At 45.3% G+C, this 18,204-nt stretch carries 20 protein-coding genes; 11 read left to right on the top strand and 9 right to left on the bottom strand.

The window, feature by feature from the left end:
* Nucleotides 1-526 precede the first annotated feature (526 nt).
* The 4 genes from OJ16_RS17565 (at nt 527) to OJ16_RS17550 (ending at nt 2,424) form a co-directional block, all read left to right on the top strand.
* Complete coding sequence (locus tag OJ16_RS17565) at nt 527-982, top strand: dCMP deaminase family protein (protein ID WP_040992552.1); 456 nt, start codon at nt 527-529, stop codon at nt 980-982.
* Nucleotides 983-1,230: 248 nt separating this feature from the next.
* Nucleotides 1,231-1,440 carry a hypothetical protein gene (locus tag OJ16_RS17560; protein ID WP_040992550.1) on the top strand — a complete coding sequence of 70 codons (210 nt, stop codon included), beginning with the start codon at nt 1,231-1,233 and terminating at the stop codon, nt 1,438-1,440.
* 136 nt (nt 1,441-1,576) lie between these two features.
* On the top strand, nt 1,577-2,062 hold the full coding sequence (locus tag OJ16_RS17555) for an acyl-CoA thioesterase (protein WP_040992549.1): 486 nt from the start codon (nt 1,577-1,579) through the stop codon (nt 2,060-2,062).
* 119 nt (nt 2,063-2,181) lie between these two features.
* Nucleotides 2,182-2,424, top strand: a complete 243-nt coding sequence (locus tag OJ16_RS17550) for a hypothetical protein (RefSeq protein WP_408063507.1) — start codon at nt 2,182-2,184, stop codon at nt 2,422-2,424.
* A gap of 814 nt (nt 2,425-3,238) precedes the next feature.
* On the opposite strand, the gene rnb is transcribed toward OJ16_RS17550, so the two are convergent.
* Nucleotides 3,239-5,263, bottom strand: a complete 2,025-nt coding sequence (gene rnb / locus OJ16_RS17545; protein ID WP_040992547.1) for an exoribonuclease II — start codon at nt 5,261-5,263, stop codon at nt 3,239-3,241.
* Nucleotides 5,264-5,627: 364 nt separating this feature from the next.
* On the opposite strand from rnb, the gene OJ16_RS17540 reads away from it, so the two are divergent.
* On the top strand, nt 5,628-7,712 hold the full coding sequence (locus tag OJ16_RS17540; protein WP_040992546.1) for a DEAD/DEAH box helicase: 2,085 nt from the start codon (nt 5,628-5,630) through the stop codon (nt 7,710-7,712).
* A gap of 157 nt (nt 7,713-7,869) precedes the next feature.
* Here OJ16_RS17540 and OJ16_RS17535 read toward each other — a convergent pair whose 3' ends face one another.
* The 6 genes from OJ16_RS17535 to rbsD form a co-directional block, all read right to left on the bottom strand.
* On the bottom strand, nt 7,870-8,871 hold the full coding sequence (locus OJ16_RS17535) for a substrate-binding domain-containing protein (protein WP_040992545.1): 1,002 nt from the start codon (nt 8,869-8,871) through the stop codon (nt 7,870-7,872).
* A 16-nt stretch (nt 8,872-8,887) separates the two neighbouring features.
* On the bottom strand, nt 8,888-9,805 hold the full coding sequence (rbsK, locus tag OJ16_RS17530) for a ribokinase (protein WP_040992544.1): 918 nt from the start codon (nt 9,803-9,805) through the stop codon (nt 8,888-8,890).
* Nucleotides 9,806-10,009: 204 nt separating this feature from the next.
* The gene (locus tag OJ16_RS17525) at nt 10,010-11,014 is read right to left on the bottom strand and encodes an aldose 1-epimerase family protein (protein ID WP_040992543.1); all 1,005 of its coding nucleotides are present in this window, start codon (nt 11,012-11,014) and stop codon (nt 10,010-10,012) included.
* Nucleotides 11,015-11,063: 49 nt separating this feature from the next.
* Complete coding sequence (gene fucP, locus OJ16_RS17520; protein WP_040992542.1) at nt 11,064-12,386, bottom strand: L-fucose:H+ symporter permease; 1,323 nt, start codon at nt 12,384-12,386, stop codon at nt 11,064-11,066.
* A gap of 63 nt (nt 12,387-12,449) precedes the next feature.
* A complete protein-coding gene (rbsK, locus tag OJ16_RS17515) occupies nt 12,450-13,376 on the bottom strand; it encodes a ribokinase (protein WP_040992541.1) in 927 nt (308 codons plus the stop codon).
* A 31-nt stretch (nt 13,377-13,407) separates the two neighbouring features.
* On the bottom strand, nt 13,408-13,827 hold the full coding sequence (gene rbsD, locus OJ16_RS17510; RefSeq protein ID WP_040992539.1) for a D-ribose pyranase: 420 nt from the start codon (nt 13,825-13,827) through the stop codon (nt 13,408-13,410).
* Nucleotides 13,828-14,216: 389 nt separating this feature from the next.
* On the opposite strand from rbsD, the gene OJ16_RS19840 reads away from it, so the two are divergent.
* Nucleotides 14,217-14,372 carry a DUF3012 domain-containing protein gene (locus OJ16_RS19840; RefSeq protein WP_082030271.1) on the top strand — a complete coding sequence of 52 codons (156 nt, stop codon included), beginning with the start codon at nt 14,217-14,219 and terminating at the stop codon, nt 14,370-14,372.
* Between the two features lie 173 nt (nt 14,373-14,545).
* Complete coding sequence (locus tag OJ16_RS17505) at nt 14,546-15,094, top strand: MSHA operon transcriptional regulator (protein WP_040992538.1); 549 nt, start codon at nt 14,546-14,548, stop codon at nt 15,092-15,094.
* Nucleotides 15,095-15,201: 107 nt separating this feature from the next.
* Here the strand turns inward: OJ16_RS17505 and OJ16_RS17500 are convergent, their stop codons facing one another.
* The gene (locus OJ16_RS17500; protein WP_173425020.1) at nt 15,202-15,489 is read right to left on the bottom strand and encodes a hypothetical protein; all 288 of its coding nucleotides are present in this window, start codon (nt 15,487-15,489) and stop codon (nt 15,202-15,204) included.
* A gap of 187 nt (nt 15,490-15,676) precedes the next feature.
* Here OJ16_RS17500 and OJ16_RS17495 point away from each other — a divergent pair, with 187 nt between their 5' ends.
* From OJ16_RS17495 to OJ16_RS17480, 4 genes are all read left to right on the top strand, one after another.
* Nucleotides 15,677-16,213, top strand: a complete 537-nt coding sequence (locus OJ16_RS17495) for a DUF924 family protein (RefSeq protein WP_040992537.1) — start codon at nt 15,677-15,679, stop codon at nt 16,211-16,213.
* Nucleotides 16,213-16,809 (top strand): LysE/ArgO family amino acid transporter, encoded by a 597-nt coding sequence (locus OJ16_RS17490; RefSeq protein ID WP_040992535.1) that lies wholly within the window; start codon nt 16,213-16,215, stop codon nt 16,807-16,809. Before OJ16_RS17495 ends, OJ16_RS17490 begins: the two co-directional genes overlap by 1 nt.
* 108 nt (nt 16,810-16,917) lie before the next feature.
* Complete coding sequence (locus OJ16_RS17485) at nt 16,918-17,328, top strand: VOC family protein (protein ID WP_040992534.1); 411 nt, start codon at nt 16,918-16,920, stop codon at nt 17,326-17,328.
* Nucleotides 17,325-17,573 (top strand): Rho-binding antiterminator, encoded by a 249-nt coding sequence (locus OJ16_RS17480; RefSeq protein WP_040992533.1) that lies wholly within the window; start codon nt 17,325-17,327, stop codon nt 17,571-17,573. Before OJ16_RS17485 ends, OJ16_RS17480 begins: the two co-directional genes overlap by 4 nt.
* A gap of 45 nt (nt 17,574-17,618) precedes the next feature.
* On the opposite strand, the gene OJ16_RS17475 is transcribed toward OJ16_RS17480, so the two are convergent.
* Complete coding sequence (locus OJ16_RS17475) at nt 17,619-18,185, bottom strand: aldolase/citrate lyase/malate synthase family protein (protein WP_040992531.1); 567 nt, start codon at nt 18,183-18,185, stop codon at nt 17,619-17,621.
* Nucleotides 18,186-18,204 lie beyond the last annotated feature (19 nt).

The following is an 18,204-nucleotide window of genomic DNA, read 5'->3' as shown; positions in this document are numbered from 1 at the left end:
ACATCGCTGTCCTAGCGGTGTCCTACGCTATCCTAGCTAATCATCGTTCCTCGATGACTATATCTTCATCCTGAAGATGACCAAATCCGTGGGTCTTTCCTGTTCCGTGTCCGCTTCCTGCCGACCCCTTTAATCTACCTATCCAAGCCGAAGGTCTCAATAGCCTAATCGACCAAGAATTTATCTACATTTATGCCGATTCTAATTTATTCCTTATTTATCAGAACGATAAATCCTATCCTTCAATAAAATCTTATCGCTCAAATGACAGTTTCTCACATCATCGTAAGCGATCTCTTACACGCCGAAGGGAGATTTTTAACCCACTTGCTATTTACTCGGACTAGGGAGGCAACACCCGGTGACAAAATCGTACAACCATGCCGGCGGATTGTGGCTACTAACTCATTAAAAAGTGAGATATTATGATCCAACCGAGATCACATTATTGTATTTTGAGCGAGAACGAGTGTATGAGTGCCATCGCTGACTCGTCATCAAATTCACTCTTTGTAAGGACATTTTAATGATTTCAAAATGGGCGCAACGCTTTTACCAAATGGCTGAGCTTGTTGGCTCTTGGAGTAAAGATCCATCAACTCAGGTTGGTGCCGTTATTACCAAACAAAATCGCATCGTCTCAGTCGGCTTTAATGGCTACCCACATGGTATCTCCGACAGCGCGGAAACCGACGAACGCGAAATGAAATACTTAAAAACACTTCACGCCGAAGAAAATGCAATCCTGTTCGCTAAACGCGACTTAGATGGCTGTGAAATCTGGGTGACGCATTTTCCTTGCCCAAATTGCGCGGCAAAAATCATTCAAACGGGCATTTCCGCCGTACACTGCCCAGAGCAAACGGACGATTTCCTCTCTCGCTGGGGCGATAAAATCAAAGTCAGCCAAGAAATGTTTTTGCAAGCGAATGTACAAGTAAACTGGCTACCGCTAGACGAGATAAACGGCTCAGACAAGTGATACACCGAGTGGCCATCACTAACATGCGGCCGCGAAAGTTCAGTCACGCCAGTTGAGTCAAAAAGTCAGCCTGCATTATACATTGACGCGATGCATTGCTAACTCGCTTACCGCTTCGTTATTGAAGCGGTAATCAGTATTCATCTCTTGTTCATCTAACGTGTATTAATCTTAATCCTGTTATCTCGTGTAAGCAGAACCTTCTGTTTTTACTCTTTCTCCTACACGACACAATAGAGGTACACATAATGTATAGAATGATCACAACAGCACTGGCGTTGTTCATTGGCTTTTTTACTGTGATGTTTGGGTTATTACTCGCGATTCCATTAGCGATTCTAGGTGCGATCACAGGTAAGCGCCTGCGCGATAACTTACAGGCACAAATGCAAAAACAACAAAACCCAGAAATGAACAAAGGCTTCATCGAAGGTGAGTTTGAAGAAGTGCACAAATAGACTAACCGCCATATTTTCCATCGCAACGTCGCGCAAGGCTCAATCTATGAGCGCCACACATGACAATCGAATATTTACGTTGTAACTTGCTATAAAGCAAAAGTAACAACAGTGATAACCGTCATGGAGTAAGACGATGAGCAAAAGACAACGTGATATTACCCTGCGCTTTTTAGCAGAACCGAGTGATGTCAATTTTGGCGGAAAAGTGCATGGCGGCGCCGCCATGAAGTGGATCGACTTAGCCGCTTATGCCTGTGCAGCCGGGTGGAGTGGCAAATACTGCATCACGGCCTACGCGGGGGGGATTCGCTTTGTTCGCCCGATCCATGTTGGCAATCTGGTAGAGGTGAATGCAAAGGTCATTTATACCGGCAGCTCTTCAATGCACATCGCGATTGATGTACAAGCCAACGATCCCAAAGAACTCACCAATCGATTAACCACCCACTGCATTGTCATCATGGTCGCGGTTGATGAAGATGGTAAGCCCTCCACCGTCCCTGAATGGGTTCCAATCAGCGAAGATGATATCGCATTAAGAGAGTCCGCCATCCGTTTGATGAACATGCGCAAACATATTGGTGACGAAATGGAAGCCCACGTTAAATACCTAAAGTAAACATTGTCACAACCGAGAATGACAGCGAGCAACCGAACCTAAATCGCCTTACTGTCATTTTTCTTTCACTATAATTTGTTTAAATCCTTGCTCAATACGACTAATTGAGTAAAGCCTTGATGATGAACATGACAACATTAAGTGAAAGTACACTCATCGATTTAAAATCTGTCGAGTATCAATGGGTACGCACGATGTATGTGGAAGGCTATGATGAGCAACAGATTAACTATTATATTCAAACGTGTTTTGGCGGGGATGATACGTTTGCCAATCTTTTTCGTCGCGTTGCGTTAGCAGAAGAAAGTATTTACGTTTTACTGCAGTATCTAGGCTGCGCCCCTTCAAGTCGTGAATTCTAACGACTGAGGCTCTTCATACCGATCAACACCCGTCTCAGAGCATTCTTGATGATCTTAATCGCTGATAACGTTATTACGCTGTTTTTGGAAGAATGGTGTAATTAGCCGCCCCCGTTAACTCTAATCAGTGTCTCGATCTGAACAGTTTTTCTTGCGCGCACATCAGACTGACTTGCCCTGATTACTCTTGCTTTAGCCCTTCAAAAAGCCATATAGAACAGGTTTTATGATACAAACTTGCAGAATAGCATACTGATAATGGATATTTTTTAGCGTTGCATCGCATTGAATATTAAATTCACTATCGCTAATGTACTGATTGCTTATGATTGTGCGGCAGATAAAGAAATGCCTGAGCAATGCCCAGGCAGGTTACAACAACTATTAGTTTGTATCTAGTAAGGAATCTAAGCCAATAGCCAGCTATGCGTAACACCAATTTTTGCACCCTACCTAACTGATCGGCGGCCAAACCAAGAGTGTTAAGTGGGCAACAAAGAGGCGACTTACAGGTCGCCTTTGTCATTTTTATAGTCTTCCACGGTGCCAGTTTATTATCCTCTGACAAACCCACACCATGTAAGTAGAATGACGATACGTAATCGTAAAAAGCACATCAAGTAAATTCAATCTAAGCCCAAGATAGTATTGGGAATTTCAAAAGTGATATGCCTTAGCTCTTAGTGTGTACGAATCCGACCTAAAAATCAACAACAATGCGATCGGATGCACATTATTTACGGGTACTGAATCCTAAAAAAATCCCCCGAACTGAGTTCGAGGGATGCGTTAACAAACGTTGCAAAAACGAAAGCTAGTCCGCTTTAGTCTCAGCAGGCGCTTCTGTTGGTGTTTCTGGAGAATCTGTCACAAGCTCAGCGAACACTTGAGTCGGTTTCGCAACCACATTACGGTTCTCTTGGTTTACATCAGTAAGAACCACTTCAAGTACATCACCCAAACGGAATTCTAGCTGCTTATCGATAGAGATCGTACCTTGCTCACCGTTGCACTCAATTCGCTCTTTGTTCGCCATGATAAGTGAACTAGGGATAAAGGCTGCCGCGCCATTTTCGATCAAACGAACACGCATACCCGCGCGATTGATATCAAAAATTTCCGCACTGAATTTGGTTTCTTTGCTTGGCTCTTCCGCCAACGTGCGTGCATACAACCAGTCACCCACTTTGCGCTCAGCCATATTATGGTGTTTACGATGCAGAGCCAGCTCTTCGCCTACCGTCTCATCTGCCGTTTGCACTGGATCTTTGCCAAGAACGAAGGCCTTTAGCATACGGTGGTTAATCATGTCGCCATATTTACGGATAGGTGATGTCCACGTCGCGTAAATATCCAGCCCCATCGCGTAATGCGGCAATGGCTGATTGCCCATCTCGCTGTACGCTTGCGCTTTGCGAATGCGGTTATCAAGGTAGCTAGTGTCTTGCTGACCTAACCAACGACGTAGTGCCGCGAAACCTTCTAAAGTTGCAATAGATTCAGCGGTAAATGGCAATTCACCCTCTGGATTAACCAGCGCCACAACATCAGCAATTTTTTCTGGTTTAAAACCTGCGTGGGTATTAAAGACACCACAGTCAAAGTTCGCGCGCAGTGTTTTACCCGCACAGATGTTCGCGGTGATCATCGATTCTTCAACCAGGCGATTCGCCGTGCGACGCATATCCGCGTGAATCGCAACAACATCGTTGTCTTCGCTCAATTCAAAACGGTAGTCTGGGCGATCAGGGAAAACCACCGCATTCGTTTGACGCCAGTTAGCACGAGCTAATGAGAACTCATACAAATCACGAACAATTTGAGCAATCTCGTCATTTGGTTGCCATTCTGGTGATTCGCCATTTTCCAACCAATCAGAAACATGCTCGTACACTAAGCGGGCGTGCGATTTGATGTGTGCAGCAAAGAAGTGAATATCGTCACCGATCACACCCTCTTTATCTACCGTCACGGTACAACAAAGCGCAGGACGAACTTCACCTTCGATCAATGAACAAAGATCATCAGCAAGATCACGTGGCAGCATCGGAATATTGCGGCCTGGCAAGTAAATGGTGAAACCACGCTCGCGCGCGACTTTATCCATATCACTCTCTGGCGTGATGTAAGCGGTAGGATCCGCAATCGCAATCGTTAGCTCAAAGTCACCATTGGCATTTTTCTTTGCGTATAACGCATCGTCCATATCTTTGGTTGACTGACCATCAATCGTCACGAATGGGATGTGAGTCATATCGATACGCTCTAGGTCGGCATCGTCTTTCAGTTCCCAGTTGTCAATTCCCGCAGGTTCACTATTTGGCAGATCGTTTTCCGCGAGTGTTACCCACCAAGGCGCGATTTTGTCATTCGCATCCGTGATTTTTTTAGAAATTTCCACAAGGAAGCCAGCATCACCTTTTAATGGGTGCTGAATAAGATGAGCAACAACCCAGTCACCTTCAGCAAAATCGTTCGGGTTTAAACCTTTCTGAGTTTTTGCTTTTAATGCCTGCTTTTTAAGTTGAGGATGATCAGGCGTAACATTCAATTTACCCTTGAACATTTTTACGCGTCCGATAAAGCGAGTAAGATTGTGCTCCAATAACTCTTCCGGCTCGGCTTGATCACGATCGTTTTCAGTGCGGATGATGGCTTTTACTTTATCGCCGTGTAAACATTTCTTCATACACGGTGGCGGAATAAAGAAACTGGTTTTACTGTCTACTTCTAAGAAGCCAAAGCCTTTTTCAGTTGCTTTGATGGTGCCTTCTTTCTTAGGCAGGTTCTCTTGGATTTTTTGTTTAAGCTGAGCCAGTAGCGGATTATCTTGAAACATTTTTATTCTTAATCACTTGTAAAATTGGGCTTACTATAACATTGCGGTTTTACCCAAGCTACCTAAAGCGAGACTTTGTTCACGTTCTACCTCGCCATAGCTGAGCAAAATAGCAACAAAAAAAGCGGCATGCGGCGACAAATTCTGCAATTTCGCCTTTTTTAAGAAATTTTTGTGATGAAATTCAATTTTTTCTGGATTTTTTTATGCTTTTAGGGAATAATCCGCCTCCCTTATGTCCCTAGCGGCTTGATGCGATTTACGACTTCTCCGCATCTGAATGGAATCAGCTCTTTATCTGGATTGGTATTGGAATTGGTAGAGCTCGTGGGACCTTTTGTTTTTTTATGTTAATGGGATCCCAATGACAGACTCAGTAATTCAATTTAGTGATTTAGCACTAAACGACGACATCCTTTCAGCTCTTAACGATATGGGCTTCGTTTCTCCAACACCTATCCAAGCAGCTGCGATCCCGCACCTACTTGCAGGTTCTGACGCACTAGGTAAAGCACAAACAGGTACTGGTAAAACAGCAGCCTTCTCTTTGCCTCTACTAAACAAGATTGAGCTTGCTCAACGTAAACCACAAGCGGTTGTTCTTGCTCCTACTCGCGAACTAGCGATCCAAGTAGCAGCTGAAATGAAAAACCTTGGTCGTAACATTTCTGGTCTTAAAGTTCTAGAAATCTACGGTGGTACTTCTATCGTTGATCAAATGCGTGCTCTTAAAAATGGCGCACATATCATTGTTGGTACTCCTGGCCGTGTTCAAGACCTTATCAACCGTGACCGTCTACACCTAGACGAAGTTAAGACATTTATCCTTGATGAAGCAGATGAAATGCTGAACATGGGTTTTGTTGACGATGTTACTGCAATCATGGAACACGCGCCTTCAACTGCGCAACGTGTACTTTTCTCTGCAACTATGCCTCCAATGCTGAAAAACATTGTTGAGCGCTTCCTACGTGAACCAGTAATGGTTGACGTTGCAGGTAAAAACCATACTGTTGATAAAGTAGAGCAGCAATTCTGGGTTGTTAAAGGCGTAGAGAAAGACGAAGCAATGTCTCGTCTACTTGAAACTGAAGAAACTGACGCATCAATCGTATTCGTACGTACTCGTCAAGACACCGAGCGTCTAGCTGATTGGCTATCTGCACGTGGCTTTAAAGCTGCTGCACTTCACGGTGATATTCCTCAGTCTCTACGTGAGCGTACTGTTGATCACATCAAAACTGGCGTAATCGACATCCTAGTAGCAACTGACGTTGTTGCACGTGGTCTTGACGTTCCACGTATTACTCACGTATTTAACTACGACATCCCATTCGATGTTGAATCATACATCCACCGTATCGGTCGTACTGGCCGTGCTGGTCGTAAAGGTAAAGCGATCCTTCTTGTTCGCGGCAACCAAATCCGTATGCTTCGCACTATCGAACGTGTAACTAAATCACTAATGGAAGAAATCCAACTTCCAATGCGTGATCAAGTTGCTGAATCTCGTCTAGTTAAACTAGGTGCAGAACTAGAAGCAGAAAAAGAACACAAAGCACTAGAGAAATTCGTTGAGCTAGTTGAAAAACTACAAGAATCTCTAGAAATCGACGCAAACACTCTAGCGGCGATCCTGCTTAAGCGCCAACAAGGCAAACGTCCACTATTCTACGTTGGTGATGACCCAATGGTAGAAGCTATTGCACGTGACAAGCAACGTCGCACAGAACGTCGTGATGGCGGTCGTGATAGCCGTGACGGCGGTCGTCGTGAAGGTGGTCGTAGCTTCAGCACTCAAGATTGGGAAACTTACCAACTTCAAGTGGGTCGTGAGCAAGGCGTTCAAGTTAAAGATATCGTTGGCGCACTAGCGAACGAACTAGGTCTAGTGAAAGGCTCTATCGGTGCTATCAAACTAGATCAAGGCCAAACTTATGTTCAGCTTCCTAAAGCGATGGATGCTGAAACGGCTGGCAAACTAAACAAACTGCGTATTCGTCAGAAAGAAGTTGGCGCTGTAGTATGTGATTTCAACGATTTCCGTGAGCCTCGTAGCCGTGATGGCGGTGCTCGTCGTGAAGGTGGCTTCCGTGGTAACCGTGAAGGCGGCAACCGTGAAGGTGGCGCTCGTCGTGAAGGCGGCTTCCGTGGTAACCGTGAAGGCGGCAACCGCGAAGCTGGCAACCGTGATGGCGGCGGCTACCGTGGTAACCGTGAAGGCGGAAACCGTGATGGCGGCGGCTACCGTGGTAACCGTGATGGTGCTGCAGCTGGTGCTGGTGCTAACCGCGATGGCGGCGGCTACCGTGGCAACCGTGAAGGCGGCAACCGCGAAGCTGGTAACCGTGATGGCGAACGTCGTTTCGACCGTAACCGTGGCGGCGACAACCGTGGCAACCACCGTGGTGAGCGTGGCCATGGTCGCCCAGCTCGCAACGAAGACTAATATTAAGTCATAAGAAAAACCGGCGTTTATCGCCGGTTTTTTTATACCCAAAATTCAGACATAAAAAAAGAGCCTCTAAAGGCTCTTATATCAACCATGACCTGACTGTGATTTACCACGATCGGCCATCAATTTTAATGCTTCTTAACCCGAAAATTTAGTAGATAGCGACACTATTGCGCTCAACTAACGTAGGCTCAAGTTGAATCACTTGAGACTCTTCACCGGTATTATTCAATTTACTTAGCAGTGTCTCAACCGCGGCTTGCCCTAGACGATATTTGGGCTGATGAATCGTAGTTAATGACGGTGACATGTACTTTGCGATTTGAATATCATCGTAACCGATAATGGAAAGCTCTTCAGGAATCGCAATGCCTTTTTCATTGGCGGCATTGATAACGCCCATCGCCATCATGTCATTACAAACAAAAATAGCGCTTGGTAGTGGCCCTTTTTGATACATTCGGTTAAACGCCTCATAGCCGCCATCACATTCAAAATTCGATTCAATGATCCAATTGGGATGAAACGCAAAATTTTCTTCATTCAATGCGCGCTTGTAACCTTCATAACGCATTTGCGCTTGGTAACGATTCAATGGCCCTGTAATGCAACCGATATCTTCATGCCCACATTCAATCAAGTATTTCGCGGCTAAGTAGCCCCCATGAAAAGAGTTATCTTGGATTTTATCACTCGCAAACAGCATTGGGCCCCAGTCCATAACAACCACAGGCACATCAGGGTATCGATCAAAAATATCGATATTCTCCCCTTCTAGCGAAGAACACATCAAGATCATTCCATCAACCCGCTTTTGTAATAACGTGGTGATCGACTCTTTCATTCGTTGCTGGTCGCCTTCGGTATTGCACAAAATGAGGTTGTAGCCTTTTTGGTAGCAACTGCGCTCAACCCCTTTCACTACTTCACCGAAAAAGGGGTTCGAGGACGTCGTCACTAACATGCCTAATGTTTGGGTTCGATTGGTTTTTAGGCTACGAGCCAACACAGAAGGCGAATAGTTAAGCTGCAAAGCGGCTTTATTCACCCGCTCTGCAATTTCTTCGCTCACGTAACGAGATTTGTTAATAACATGGCTGACCGTAGAGGTGGATACACACGCCAATTTCGCAATGTCTTTCATTGTCGCCATACTAATCTAATCCTAATTACTGCTTAGCAAGAAACTCCTCGACTTCTTCACGATGAGGAATGGATGTTTGCGCACCAAAACGCGTGACGCTGATCGCAGCAGCGGCATGAGCAAACTTAATCGCTGATTCTATAGGCATTTCTTCAAGCAAACCAGTGACGAATGCCCCATTAAAGGTATCGCCTGCCGCCGTGGTATCCATCGCGTCAACTTTAAACCCTGCGATCAATTGGCCAATGCCATTTTGGCTGAGCCAAACGCCTTTCGCCCCCAGCGTAATCATAACGGTCGCAATGCCCTTTTGATGCAAAATATTGGCGGCTTGCTGAGCTGATTCATCGCATTGAACCGTCACGCCAGTCAACACTTCGGCTTCTGTTTCATTCGGTGTAATCACATCCACATTTTGCAGCAGTGTATCGGGCAATGCACGAGCTGGCGCAGGGTTTAAAATGACTTGTGTGCCATTCTCCTTTGCCACTTTAGCGGCACACTCGATGCCTTCTAGCGGTGTTTCCAACTGCATGAGTAAGTACTGCGCGCCAGCAATGGTCGCCAAATCATCATGAATCGCATCCGCGGTTAAGTGATCATTCGCTTCAGCAGACAAACAGATACTATTTTCACCACTGTCAGAGACTTGGATCATCGCGATACCCGTTGGGCAATTCGGCTGCATCTTAATGCCTTTGATGTTGATCCCATCTAAACGGAAACTCTCGCGAATATTGATGCCAAACGAGTCATCTCCGACACAAGCAATAAAACCAATATCAGCGTTCAAACGTGCGGCAGCCACCGCTTGGTTGGCGCCCTTACCTCCAGGAATAACCTGGTAATTACGTCCATGTAACGTCTCGCCAGGGCGAGGAAAAGAAGGCACTTGAAGAACGTGGTCTGCGTTAACACTACCTAGCACAACTAACTTATTCATTGGGTAATCCTTGGTTCTCGAGGAACTCTTTTCAAACAGATTGTCTAACAGATGACTTTTCCCTTTCCGCCTTTATCTCGTTGAGACTCCATGTTTCTGGCTCAACGATCATCGGCTAAAAGGCCAAAGGCATCTCCCTTTACTCTCTCCAAACGCATCTTATTTGGCACGAGGAGAGAGAAAAGAAAATGGACAATAATCGATCTAACGGATACCGGTGCGTACCGTAAAACTCCGCTCTTCATTCGCCTGCAAGTAGATTAACGTGCCTTTTTCTTTGGCCGTTAAAAACCCTTCTGGACGACAGGTTGCAGGCAAGGCATAGGCCGCGACTTGTTGATCACCACTGTACAAAATCCAACGCGTGGCGCTATTAAACTCATCGGTGCTAAATTCCGTTACCATCTGCTTATCGCCAACCGTCATCGTAAACACGGCACGTTTAGCGTACTGCGAAATATTATCCATGCAGTAAACGATCTCAGGATCGTACATATCCGGTGTGTTTAAGGTTTGAATTGGTGCCGACGTTTTTAGGCTTTCATTATACGCGAGCCATTGTTCGTTTGGCTGTACGTGCGCAGGAATACTTTCACGTAACTGCAATGCGTGGTCTGGGATATTTTGTGTCATGACCGCATTATCAAAATAGGCCGCATTAATATGACACATATACTGTAACGGCATTGGCACTGTCGCCAAATTCTTCACCTTCATTTGAATATCAAATAGGCTCGAATCTTTCGCTAGGCAGACCGATGGTTGTGCCAAGTAGTGGTCACCAAACCCCATCACATATTCATAGCTGCCTTTGATTGTTACCGCTTTATCGCTGATTTCAAGCCAAGCGCTATCCATCGCAGCGCAAGGCATTTCACCATGCAGAACATGATCATCTTGAGGTGTTGGACACCCCATGCGAATCATACCCGCATGGAACGCAAAGCAACCGTACGTTTCTACAATTGTTTTTGCAGGCTTCGGCTCTGAAAACATATTTTTCATGCACAAATCGGTACCAAGAAACTCGGCATCCCAGATCATTTGTCCCATAAACGGCAAAATCACAAGATGGCCTTTTGAGTTTTTAATCTCAACCGCATGGATACCAGAGTTGTAAAGGAAGGAATGAATCTCGAATGACTCAGATTGCGCAATCAGCGTTTTTTCTTTACGAAATTGTTCTTTGTATAACGGGATAGTAAACATTGTCACCTCTCAAAATGGCCACCCTTTGCAGAATGGCCACTTAATTCAATTATGCGTTCGCGGTCGTGTAGGTAAAGACTTGCTTGTACTTCTTCTCACTCAAGAAGTAGCAGAAGACAACAGCAAAACACGCTGCGTTTACGATGAATGAGGTTTGCATGCCCATGTTATCCGCCAGCAGACCTTGTACAACTGGAATAGCGGCACCACCGATGATCGACATCACAACAAAGCCACCCGCCGTTTCGGTATAACGTGTATCAACCGACTGTAGCGTTGAAGCGAAGATGGTTGCCCAACATGGTGCGAATAGAGCCGAAGTACCCACCGCAACCCACACAGCACTGAAGTTAGGCACAAACGTTACGTAGATTAAGCAGAAGAAACCAACCGCAGAGTAGCCCATCAAGACATTTTCTTGCGATGTCTTCGTGAATAGGTAGTTAGCAAGCAACTTACCTAAGAAGTACATGATAAAGGCGTACAGAAGGTAGTTAGCCGCATCGTGTTCAACCATGTTTGAATCCATCTCAAGCGCAAGACGAATCGTAAACGACCACACTGCGACTTGCATACCGACGTAAGCAAACTGAGTCGCGATACCTTTAAAGAAGCGCGCATTGCCCGCAAGGTATGACAACGTTTCACCAAATGATGGCTGTTCTTCTTTCTTATCGGATACCGCTTTACAGTTCGGGTATTCCGTTATCGCAATCAAGATAGCCACTGTTGCAATCACGCCCACTAACCATTTGTATGGTTCTAGCGTTTGCTGTAACACTTGCTCTTTAAAGACTTCAAGCTCTGGGCCAGTTAACGTTGCCATCATGTGGCCAACATCGACACCCTCTTGGAAGATAAGATGCTTACCCAGCAGCAGACCAACGATGTAGCCCATCGCATTGATCGTGTGAGAGATGTTCAGGCGTAATGTTGCACGCTCTGGCTCACCGATCATCGCCGAATAGGTATTGCACGAGGTTTCAAGGAAAGACAGACCGATCGCAATACAGAAAATCGCCGCTAAGAACATGGTGTAAGTGCCTGCGTGAGACGCAGGGAAAAACATCATACAGCCAAAAATATACAGCGCTAAGCCCAGTAATATCGCCAACTTATACGAGGTTTTCTTGACCACCATTGAAGCCGGAATCGCCACTAAGAAGTAAGCACCGTAGAAGGCAGATTGCACCAACGCAGAAGCAAAATTAGAAAGATCAAAGATCGATTTAAACTGTGTGATTAAGACATCATTCAGCGCTGCCGCCGCAGACCACAACGCAAAGACCGTCGACAGAAGCAAAAATTGGAATATTGGAGTTTTGTTTAGGTAACCGTCGACATGTTGCACGGTATTATTTCGAATAAACATAAGGTACCTTCCATTCTTCCCATCACTTTCAGTGGCTTACCACCTCAAGTGACAGATTATTATTTAGATATTATTTTTTTGAAATTCGTTGAACGCAGCGGCGGTTGGGTACGAAGACTGCGTGCCTTTCCCCGTGACCGAGAGCGCTGCAAATGCCGACGCTTTTTCAATCGCCACCTGCACATCACCTGTTTGGGTAAAGAAGTGAGAGAAGCAACCAATAAACGCATCCCCTGCACCAGAGGTATCAATCGCGTTCACTTTAACCGGCGCAGTCAATCGTTCCTGTTCATTAGAAATCCATAACGAACCCTGTGAGCCCATGGTCACTATCAGGTTTTTCAGGCCATGCTCAAACAAAACGCTTGCGGCTTGCTTGATCTCATCAACCGTTGAGACGGGTTTACCTGTCAAGATTTCTAGTTCTGTTTCATTTGGCACGAAGAAATCACATTTACACGCGTATTCCAGCGACAGTTCAGCAACCGCAGGCGCCGGATTCAACAGCACTTTGATGCCATGCTTTTGACCAAAATCAATCGCGTGGTAGACGGTTTCCAGCGGAACTTCGAGCTGCAGAACGATTAAATCGACAGATTTTAGTGTCTCTTCTGCGTGGTCAATATCGCTAGGAAGCAGACAGTTATTCGCCCCCTTCACAATTAATATGGAATTTTGCGAGGTTTCCGTGTTCACAAAAATTGGTGCCACGCCCGTACTGATGCCAGCCACTTTTTCAACAAATTGAGTGTCCACGCCTTGAGCTTGGTAGTTGCTTAGCGACATTTCACCAAACTGGTCGTCCCCCACCTTAGAGAGCATCAATACGTGTGACCCTAATTTGGCCGCGGCAACCGCTTGGTTAGCACCCTTACCACCATTGCCAATACAAAATGATTCGGCTTCTAGTGTCTCGCCGCCTTTTGCAAAGCGATTACCGTAAGTAATCAAATCAACGTTGGTTGAACCTATCACCGCAATTTTTTTCATTTTCTGTTTCCTACTACGTCTGAGGGATGGGTTAAAAAACAACGCCAGCTTGAAAAATAACGTTGGCATAAGGTGTACATTCACCGGTGCGAATGACGGCTTTGCTGTCGTGCGTACGGCGTTTAAATTGTTCGTGCGAAATATATTGAATATTGAACGTTTTCCCGCAGCGCGCTTGTTCAGCATCAAGCTCCTCAATAAGGGCTTGGTATAACTCAGGGCTGACCTTGGCAAATTCTTCTGCCATCACGACACCTTCAATCTGTGACTCGGTAAGAATCACACGGACAGTATCAATGAAACTTGGTACGCCATGGGTTAAGGCTAAATCGATGCGAGTAACTGCATCTGGAATCGGTAAACCGGCATCACAAATGGTCATCTCATCGGTATGACCTAGCGTCGCTAGCAAATAAGAAATGTCTGAATTAAGTAGGGTTGTTTTTTTCATTTCATCGACCTTTCGATTACACGTCTTGCAACATTGAATAGACGATGAGCGACAAAATCTTTCTGTTTTGTTCGTAAAACAACGCTCATCGAAACGTATCGATGGCGATAATAATCAACTGAGATGACTTTGCACCAAGCTTGCCTCATATGTGTGATTTTGATCTTTTCAGCGGCGGTTTGAGCACAAATAATAGCGATATTGATCACGTCACGTGCACCTCGATAAGGGGTAACACAAACAAAAACCGCGCTCTGATCGAATAAAGGAATGCAACAACCGCGAGATTTTCGTAGAAAACGGATTAGGTAAATTTTTGGAATAAAGAACAGTATCCGTCTGATGAGAATGTCGCTAAACTTGAATACTCATTGATAAAGGATCGCCCTATGAAAAAATTATTCGCCGTATTAGGCTTGAGCTTATTCGTTATTGGTTGCACGGAAGTGGGCAGTGAAGCGTGGTGTCAAGACATGACAGAAAAAGCAAAAGGCGACTGGACCGCAAATGAAGCAACCGACTACGCCAAGCATTGTATTTTTTAATCTTAACAACGCTTTAATAGTCATGAGGTGACACGGTATTTAGGTCATCATTGTATACAACTTGATGCTTTTCGAGCGTGGCGATTTTGATTACACTGATACATTCAATTATAGAAAACTAATTAGCCATTAATCTCGAGTGATATCGGCTATTTTGAGTAGTGTTTTCGCTTATGGAACTAGATAAGTTTACCAATATTTATCGCTTACCGACGGCTTTACAAATTCGTATAGGCCGCTGGCAGCAAACGTTTAATGGTACGTCGGACATTGTATTGCACGACGTTATTGACGCACGCAACCGATACTTCAAGAAACCGGATTTCTTTCCGGTCGGTTGGCATATCAAGCCCTTTAAACTCGACGATATTTCTATCACGCATCATGGTAAATACATTCAAACCGCGCTACGCACCATGGTCGATAGGAAAGTGTCATACAAACGTGTTTACTTGTCTCGAGTTCCTCTCGAACAAGCAGAACCGGCCTTGCATAGCTACAAACTCGAATGGATACAGAAACACAACCGAGTTGCCAATAAATACAATCAGATTAAGAAAAAGCAATTTATGCGTTTTGCTTATGAAGAAGTTGAGACACTCTATCCTTCCATTCCTAAAGGCGAGTTTGACCGTTCACTTTGGAACAGGCTGGTGCTGTCTGAATTAGGCCCAGAGAAGAAGTTTGATAATCCTTATTTCGTTCAGAAAGCCCGTTTTTAAGCTAAAAAATCACAAAGGGGAGCCATTGGCTTCCCTTGTCATTCTATTCGTATCGTCAGTGGCATCGGCTTGAATAGCCGGCTTTAATAACCGCCTTGGTTAACGGTTTATTTCAGCAGTAGATTATTCCGCGCCAACCCTTTTCGCACACTACTGCACATCTTGCCAAAACGTCGAATTTCGTCAAATTGTGGAATGATCCCGCGCGACAAAGCGCTTTGCCAATAGGTGAGTTCTCCGTCAACCATCTCCAACAGTTTTTTCGGGCAACCGACGCAATTTCCTTTACTGCCACACACGTACGTTTCTGGTTCATACAAGGGTAATTCATCCAACACTTGGGTGATAATGTCTTGCATCGCTGTCATGCGGTCAGGCTTTTTTAGTATCGACATAATATTGGGCACGTAGATTACGGGCGACAAATTATAGGCCTGCCAAAACAAAATTCAACTCCCCTGATCGTTTCTCACTCAAACCTTCTTTCGGCCGCTTATCTTGCCGTGTTGTCGAGCGTGAATCTGAGCTATATTGTTAACCCCATAGCTTGAGAGGCTTCACCCTTTAAAAGAAGGAATACACATGCCACAAAAGGTGCTCGACTTTTGGTTTAATCAACTAGAAGCAAAAGATTGGTTCGTCGCCAACGCGGACGTCGATGAGAAGATTCGCCATCAATTTGGTCACTTGCTTCAACAAGCCTCACAGGCCGAACTGTTCACATGGCGTACCACCCCTCAAGGCCGCTTAGCGGAAATCATTGTACTTGATCAGTTTTCTCGTAACGTGTATCGCAATACACCGCAAGCGTTTCAACAAGACGCTCTTGCGCTTGGGCTTGCACAAGAAGCCATCGCGTTAAACGCCGACAAATCATTGAGCATCGTCGAACGCTCATTCTTGTACATGCCATTCATGCATAGCGAGTCCGCGGCGATTCACCAGCAAGCCGTCACGCTCTTCAATCAGCCGGGTATGGAAAACAATTACGATTTTGAGCTTAAGCATAAAGTCATTATTGACCGCTTTGGTCGCTATCCTCACCGAAACGCTATCCTAGGCCGAAAAAATAGCGCCGAAGAAATCGAGTTTCTCAACCAACCTGGCTCCCATTTCTAATGAGCACTTATTTTGCTGGGTTGGCGTTGGGCTTGTCCTTGATTGTCGCGATTGGTGCGCAAAACGCTTTTGTTTTAAAACAAGGCATTCAACGTCATCATGTCTTTTTAGTTTGTATGCTTTGCGCCGTGTCTGATGCCATTTTGATTGCCGCTGGCGTTGCTGGGTTTGGGGCGCTGGTTCAGCAATTTCCTAACCTTGAGTTGTTTGCTCGCTACGGTGGTGCGCTGTTTCTAATTTGGTATGGCTTGCGCAGTCTCTATTCGGCATGGCACGCCAATCATATTTTGACCCCTCAAGGGGATTCGCAAGCAAGCGCAGGACGTACGGCCTTACTGTGTCTCGCGTTCACATGGCTAAACCCCCACGTCTACCTTGATACGGTCGTTTTACTCGGCTCCATCTCCACCCAATATGAGCCGAATAAACTACACTTTGCTTTAGGGGCGATTTCGGGTTCTTTCTTATTTTTCTTTGCATTGGGCTATGGGGCAAGATTGCTGGCACCGACGTTTCGTCATCCCCGCTCATGGAAAATACTGGAAGCGATCATCGGCTTGGTCATGTTATTGCTCGCCGCCAAGCTGTTGTTTTAAATCCCCCCTCGCCAGAGGGCTCATCAAATGCATTGGGGATGCGAATAGCCAAATACGAGAGCCAACTAGTAGATAATCACCAAAGGCAGAATATAGAGGTAGAAAACGATGATAACGATCGTGGGTTTAGACCACCTGGTATTGCGTACCGATAAACTCGATGCCATGTTGAATTTTTATCATCGTATTCTCGGCTGTCGCATTGAGCGTACGCTACCTGCTCTGGGGTTAACTCAACTCCGTGCGGGCCATGCTTTAATCGATCTTGTCACCGTTGAAAGTGAATTAGGCCAATTAGGCGGGAAAGTCCCCCAACAAAATGGCCGTAATATCGATCATTTCTGTCTGCAAATCAAAGCCGATAGCGAGAATGAATTATTGGGTTATCTACACGATCACGGGATTAAAACCGAACCCTTTGTGGAGCGTTATGGCGCGCAAGGCTTTGGTCGGTCCATCTATGTGACCGATCCACAAGGCAACATTGTGGAGCTCAAACCATTTAAGGAACCTTTATGATCTCATGCCAGCAATATGATTATCTTGAAATAGCCTGCCTCTATCGCTTTGTCGTTCGAGTGACTCTCGATGATCACTCCCTCTACGAAGGCATCGCGCAAAACACGCGGTATAACGCACATCATCAAGAGTGCTTATTACTCAAAACCCAACAAGAAGAGATATTACTGCCTACTGAGCAGATGCTGTCTCTCCAAGCGGTAACCCGCAATCCTCATTTTTCTTTGATTGAATTTCACGCATAAAAATTCCAGCCGTTGGCTGGAATCCATTGTTCGATTTAATTCGTCTTACAGCTTAAAACAGCAACCCAATCGATAATCTTCACCATTCTTCGCGGTGTACTCTTTATCTTCACTGCATGCACATGGACGGCCTTTTTGGTCACCTTTCACCAAACTGATCCAATGGCGCATCGCAGCACTTGAATCCGCTTGTGGGAATGTCGTACACGTTTCCATTTGAATGTCGTCAATATCGATGTATTCAATCGCTCCCGTGCCCTTGTGATGCCCAAATAGCACTTCCATATGGCTACCATTACCATCGCGCAGCACAATCGAATGCGGGTCTTCTTTCTCGCCAGTAAACGCAACAAAATGCTTTGGATGTTGCAAACCACTGTGGCGGCCATCTTTGAAATACGCCATCACATGACGGTAATCAATCACATAAGCGGTCACATCACTGTGTGAACCATTTTCTAGCGGAAACAATCTGTCTAATAGCTGTTTCGCTTTAAGTTGTTTTTCGACGGCTTGTTCTGCATTGATCGCTTCCACGGCAAAGACTGCGTTTGCAATAAATGGCGCTGTATTCGTTTGAATGTCTTTATTATCGAAAGTTTGCATATTCATCGTCTTTCCCTCGCAGATA

It is taken from the genome of Vibrio renipiscarius (assembly GCF_000827885.1).
Lineage (GTDB): Bacteria > Pseudomonadota > Gammaproteobacteria > Enterobacterales > Vibrionaceae > Vibrio > Vibrio renipiscarius.
Note: the sequence above shows the minus strand (reverse complement) of the source record. Positions and strands in the feature narration are given on the sequence as shown.

Coding starts and splice junctions, on each gene's coding strand:
- OJ16_RS17565 (WP_040992552.1), top strand. CDS start 527: ATGATTTCAAAATGGGCGCAACGCTTTTACCAAATGGCTGAGCTTGTT.
- OJ16_RS17560 (WP_040992550.1), top strand. CDS start 1,231: ATGTATAGAATGATCACAACAGCACTGGCGTTGTTCATTGGCTTTTTT.
- OJ16_RS17555 (WP_040992549.1), top strand. CDS start 1,577: ATGAGCAAAAGACAACGTGATATTACCCTGCGCTTTTTAGCAGAACCG.
- OJ16_RS17550 (WP_408063507.1), top strand. CDS start 2,182: ATGATGAACATGACAACATTAAGTGAAAGTACACTCATCGATTTAAAA.
- rnb (WP_040992547.1), bottom strand. CDS start 5,263: ATGTTTCAAGATAATCCGCTACTGGCTCAGCTTAAACAAAAAATCCAA.
- OJ16_RS17540 (WP_040992546.1), top strand. CDS start 5,628: ATGACAGACTCAGTAATTCAATTTAGTGATTTAGCACTAAACGACGAC.
- OJ16_RS17535 (WP_040992545.1), bottom strand. CDS start 8,871: ATGGCGACAATGAAAGACATTGCGAAATTGGCGTGTGTATCCACCTCT.
- rbsK (WP_040992544.1), bottom strand. CDS start 9,805: ATGAATAAGTTAGTTGTGCTAGGTAGTGTTAACGCAGACCACGTTCTT.
- OJ16_RS17525 (WP_040992543.1), bottom strand. CDS start 11,014: ATGTTTACTATCCCGTTATACAAAGAACAATTTCGTAAAGAAAAAACG.
- fucP (WP_040992542.1), bottom strand. CDS start 12,386: ATGTTTATTCGAAATAATACCGTGCAACATGTCGACGGTTACCTAAAC.
- rbsK (WP_040992541.1), bottom strand. CDS start 13,376: ATGAAAAAAATTGCGGTGATAGGTTCAACCAACGTTGATTTGATTACT.
- rbsD (WP_040992539.1), bottom strand. CDS start 13,827: ATGAAAAAAACAACCCTACTTAATTCAGACATTTCTTATTTGCTAGCG.
- OJ16_RS19840 (WP_082030271.1), top strand. CDS start 14,217: ATGAAAAAATTATTCGCCGTATTAGGCTTGAGCTTATTCGTTATTGGT.
- OJ16_RS17505 (WP_040992538.1), top strand. CDS start 14,546: ATGGAACTAGATAAGTTTACCAATATTTATCGCTTACCGACGGCTTTA.
- OJ16_RS17500 (WP_173425020.1), bottom strand. CDS start 15,489: ATGTCGATACTAAAAAAGCCTGACCGCATGACAGCGATGCAAGACATT.
- OJ16_RS17495 (WP_040992537.1), top strand. CDS start 15,677: ATGCCACAAAAGGTGCTCGACTTTTGGTTTAATCAACTAGAAGCAAAA.
- OJ16_RS17490 (WP_040992535.1), top strand. CDS start 16,213: ATGAGCACTTATTTTGCTGGGTTGGCGTTGGGCTTGTCCTTGATTGTC.
- OJ16_RS17485 (WP_040992534.1), top strand. CDS start 16,918: ATGATAACGATCGTGGGTTTAGACCACCTGGTATTGCGTACCGATAAA.
- OJ16_RS17480 (WP_040992533.1), top strand. CDS start 17,325: ATGATCTCATGCCAGCAATATGATTATCTTGAAATAGCCTGCCTCTAT.
- OJ16_RS17475 (WP_040992531.1), bottom strand. CDS start 18,185: ATGAATATGCAAACTTTCGATAATAAAGACATTCAAACGAATACAGCG.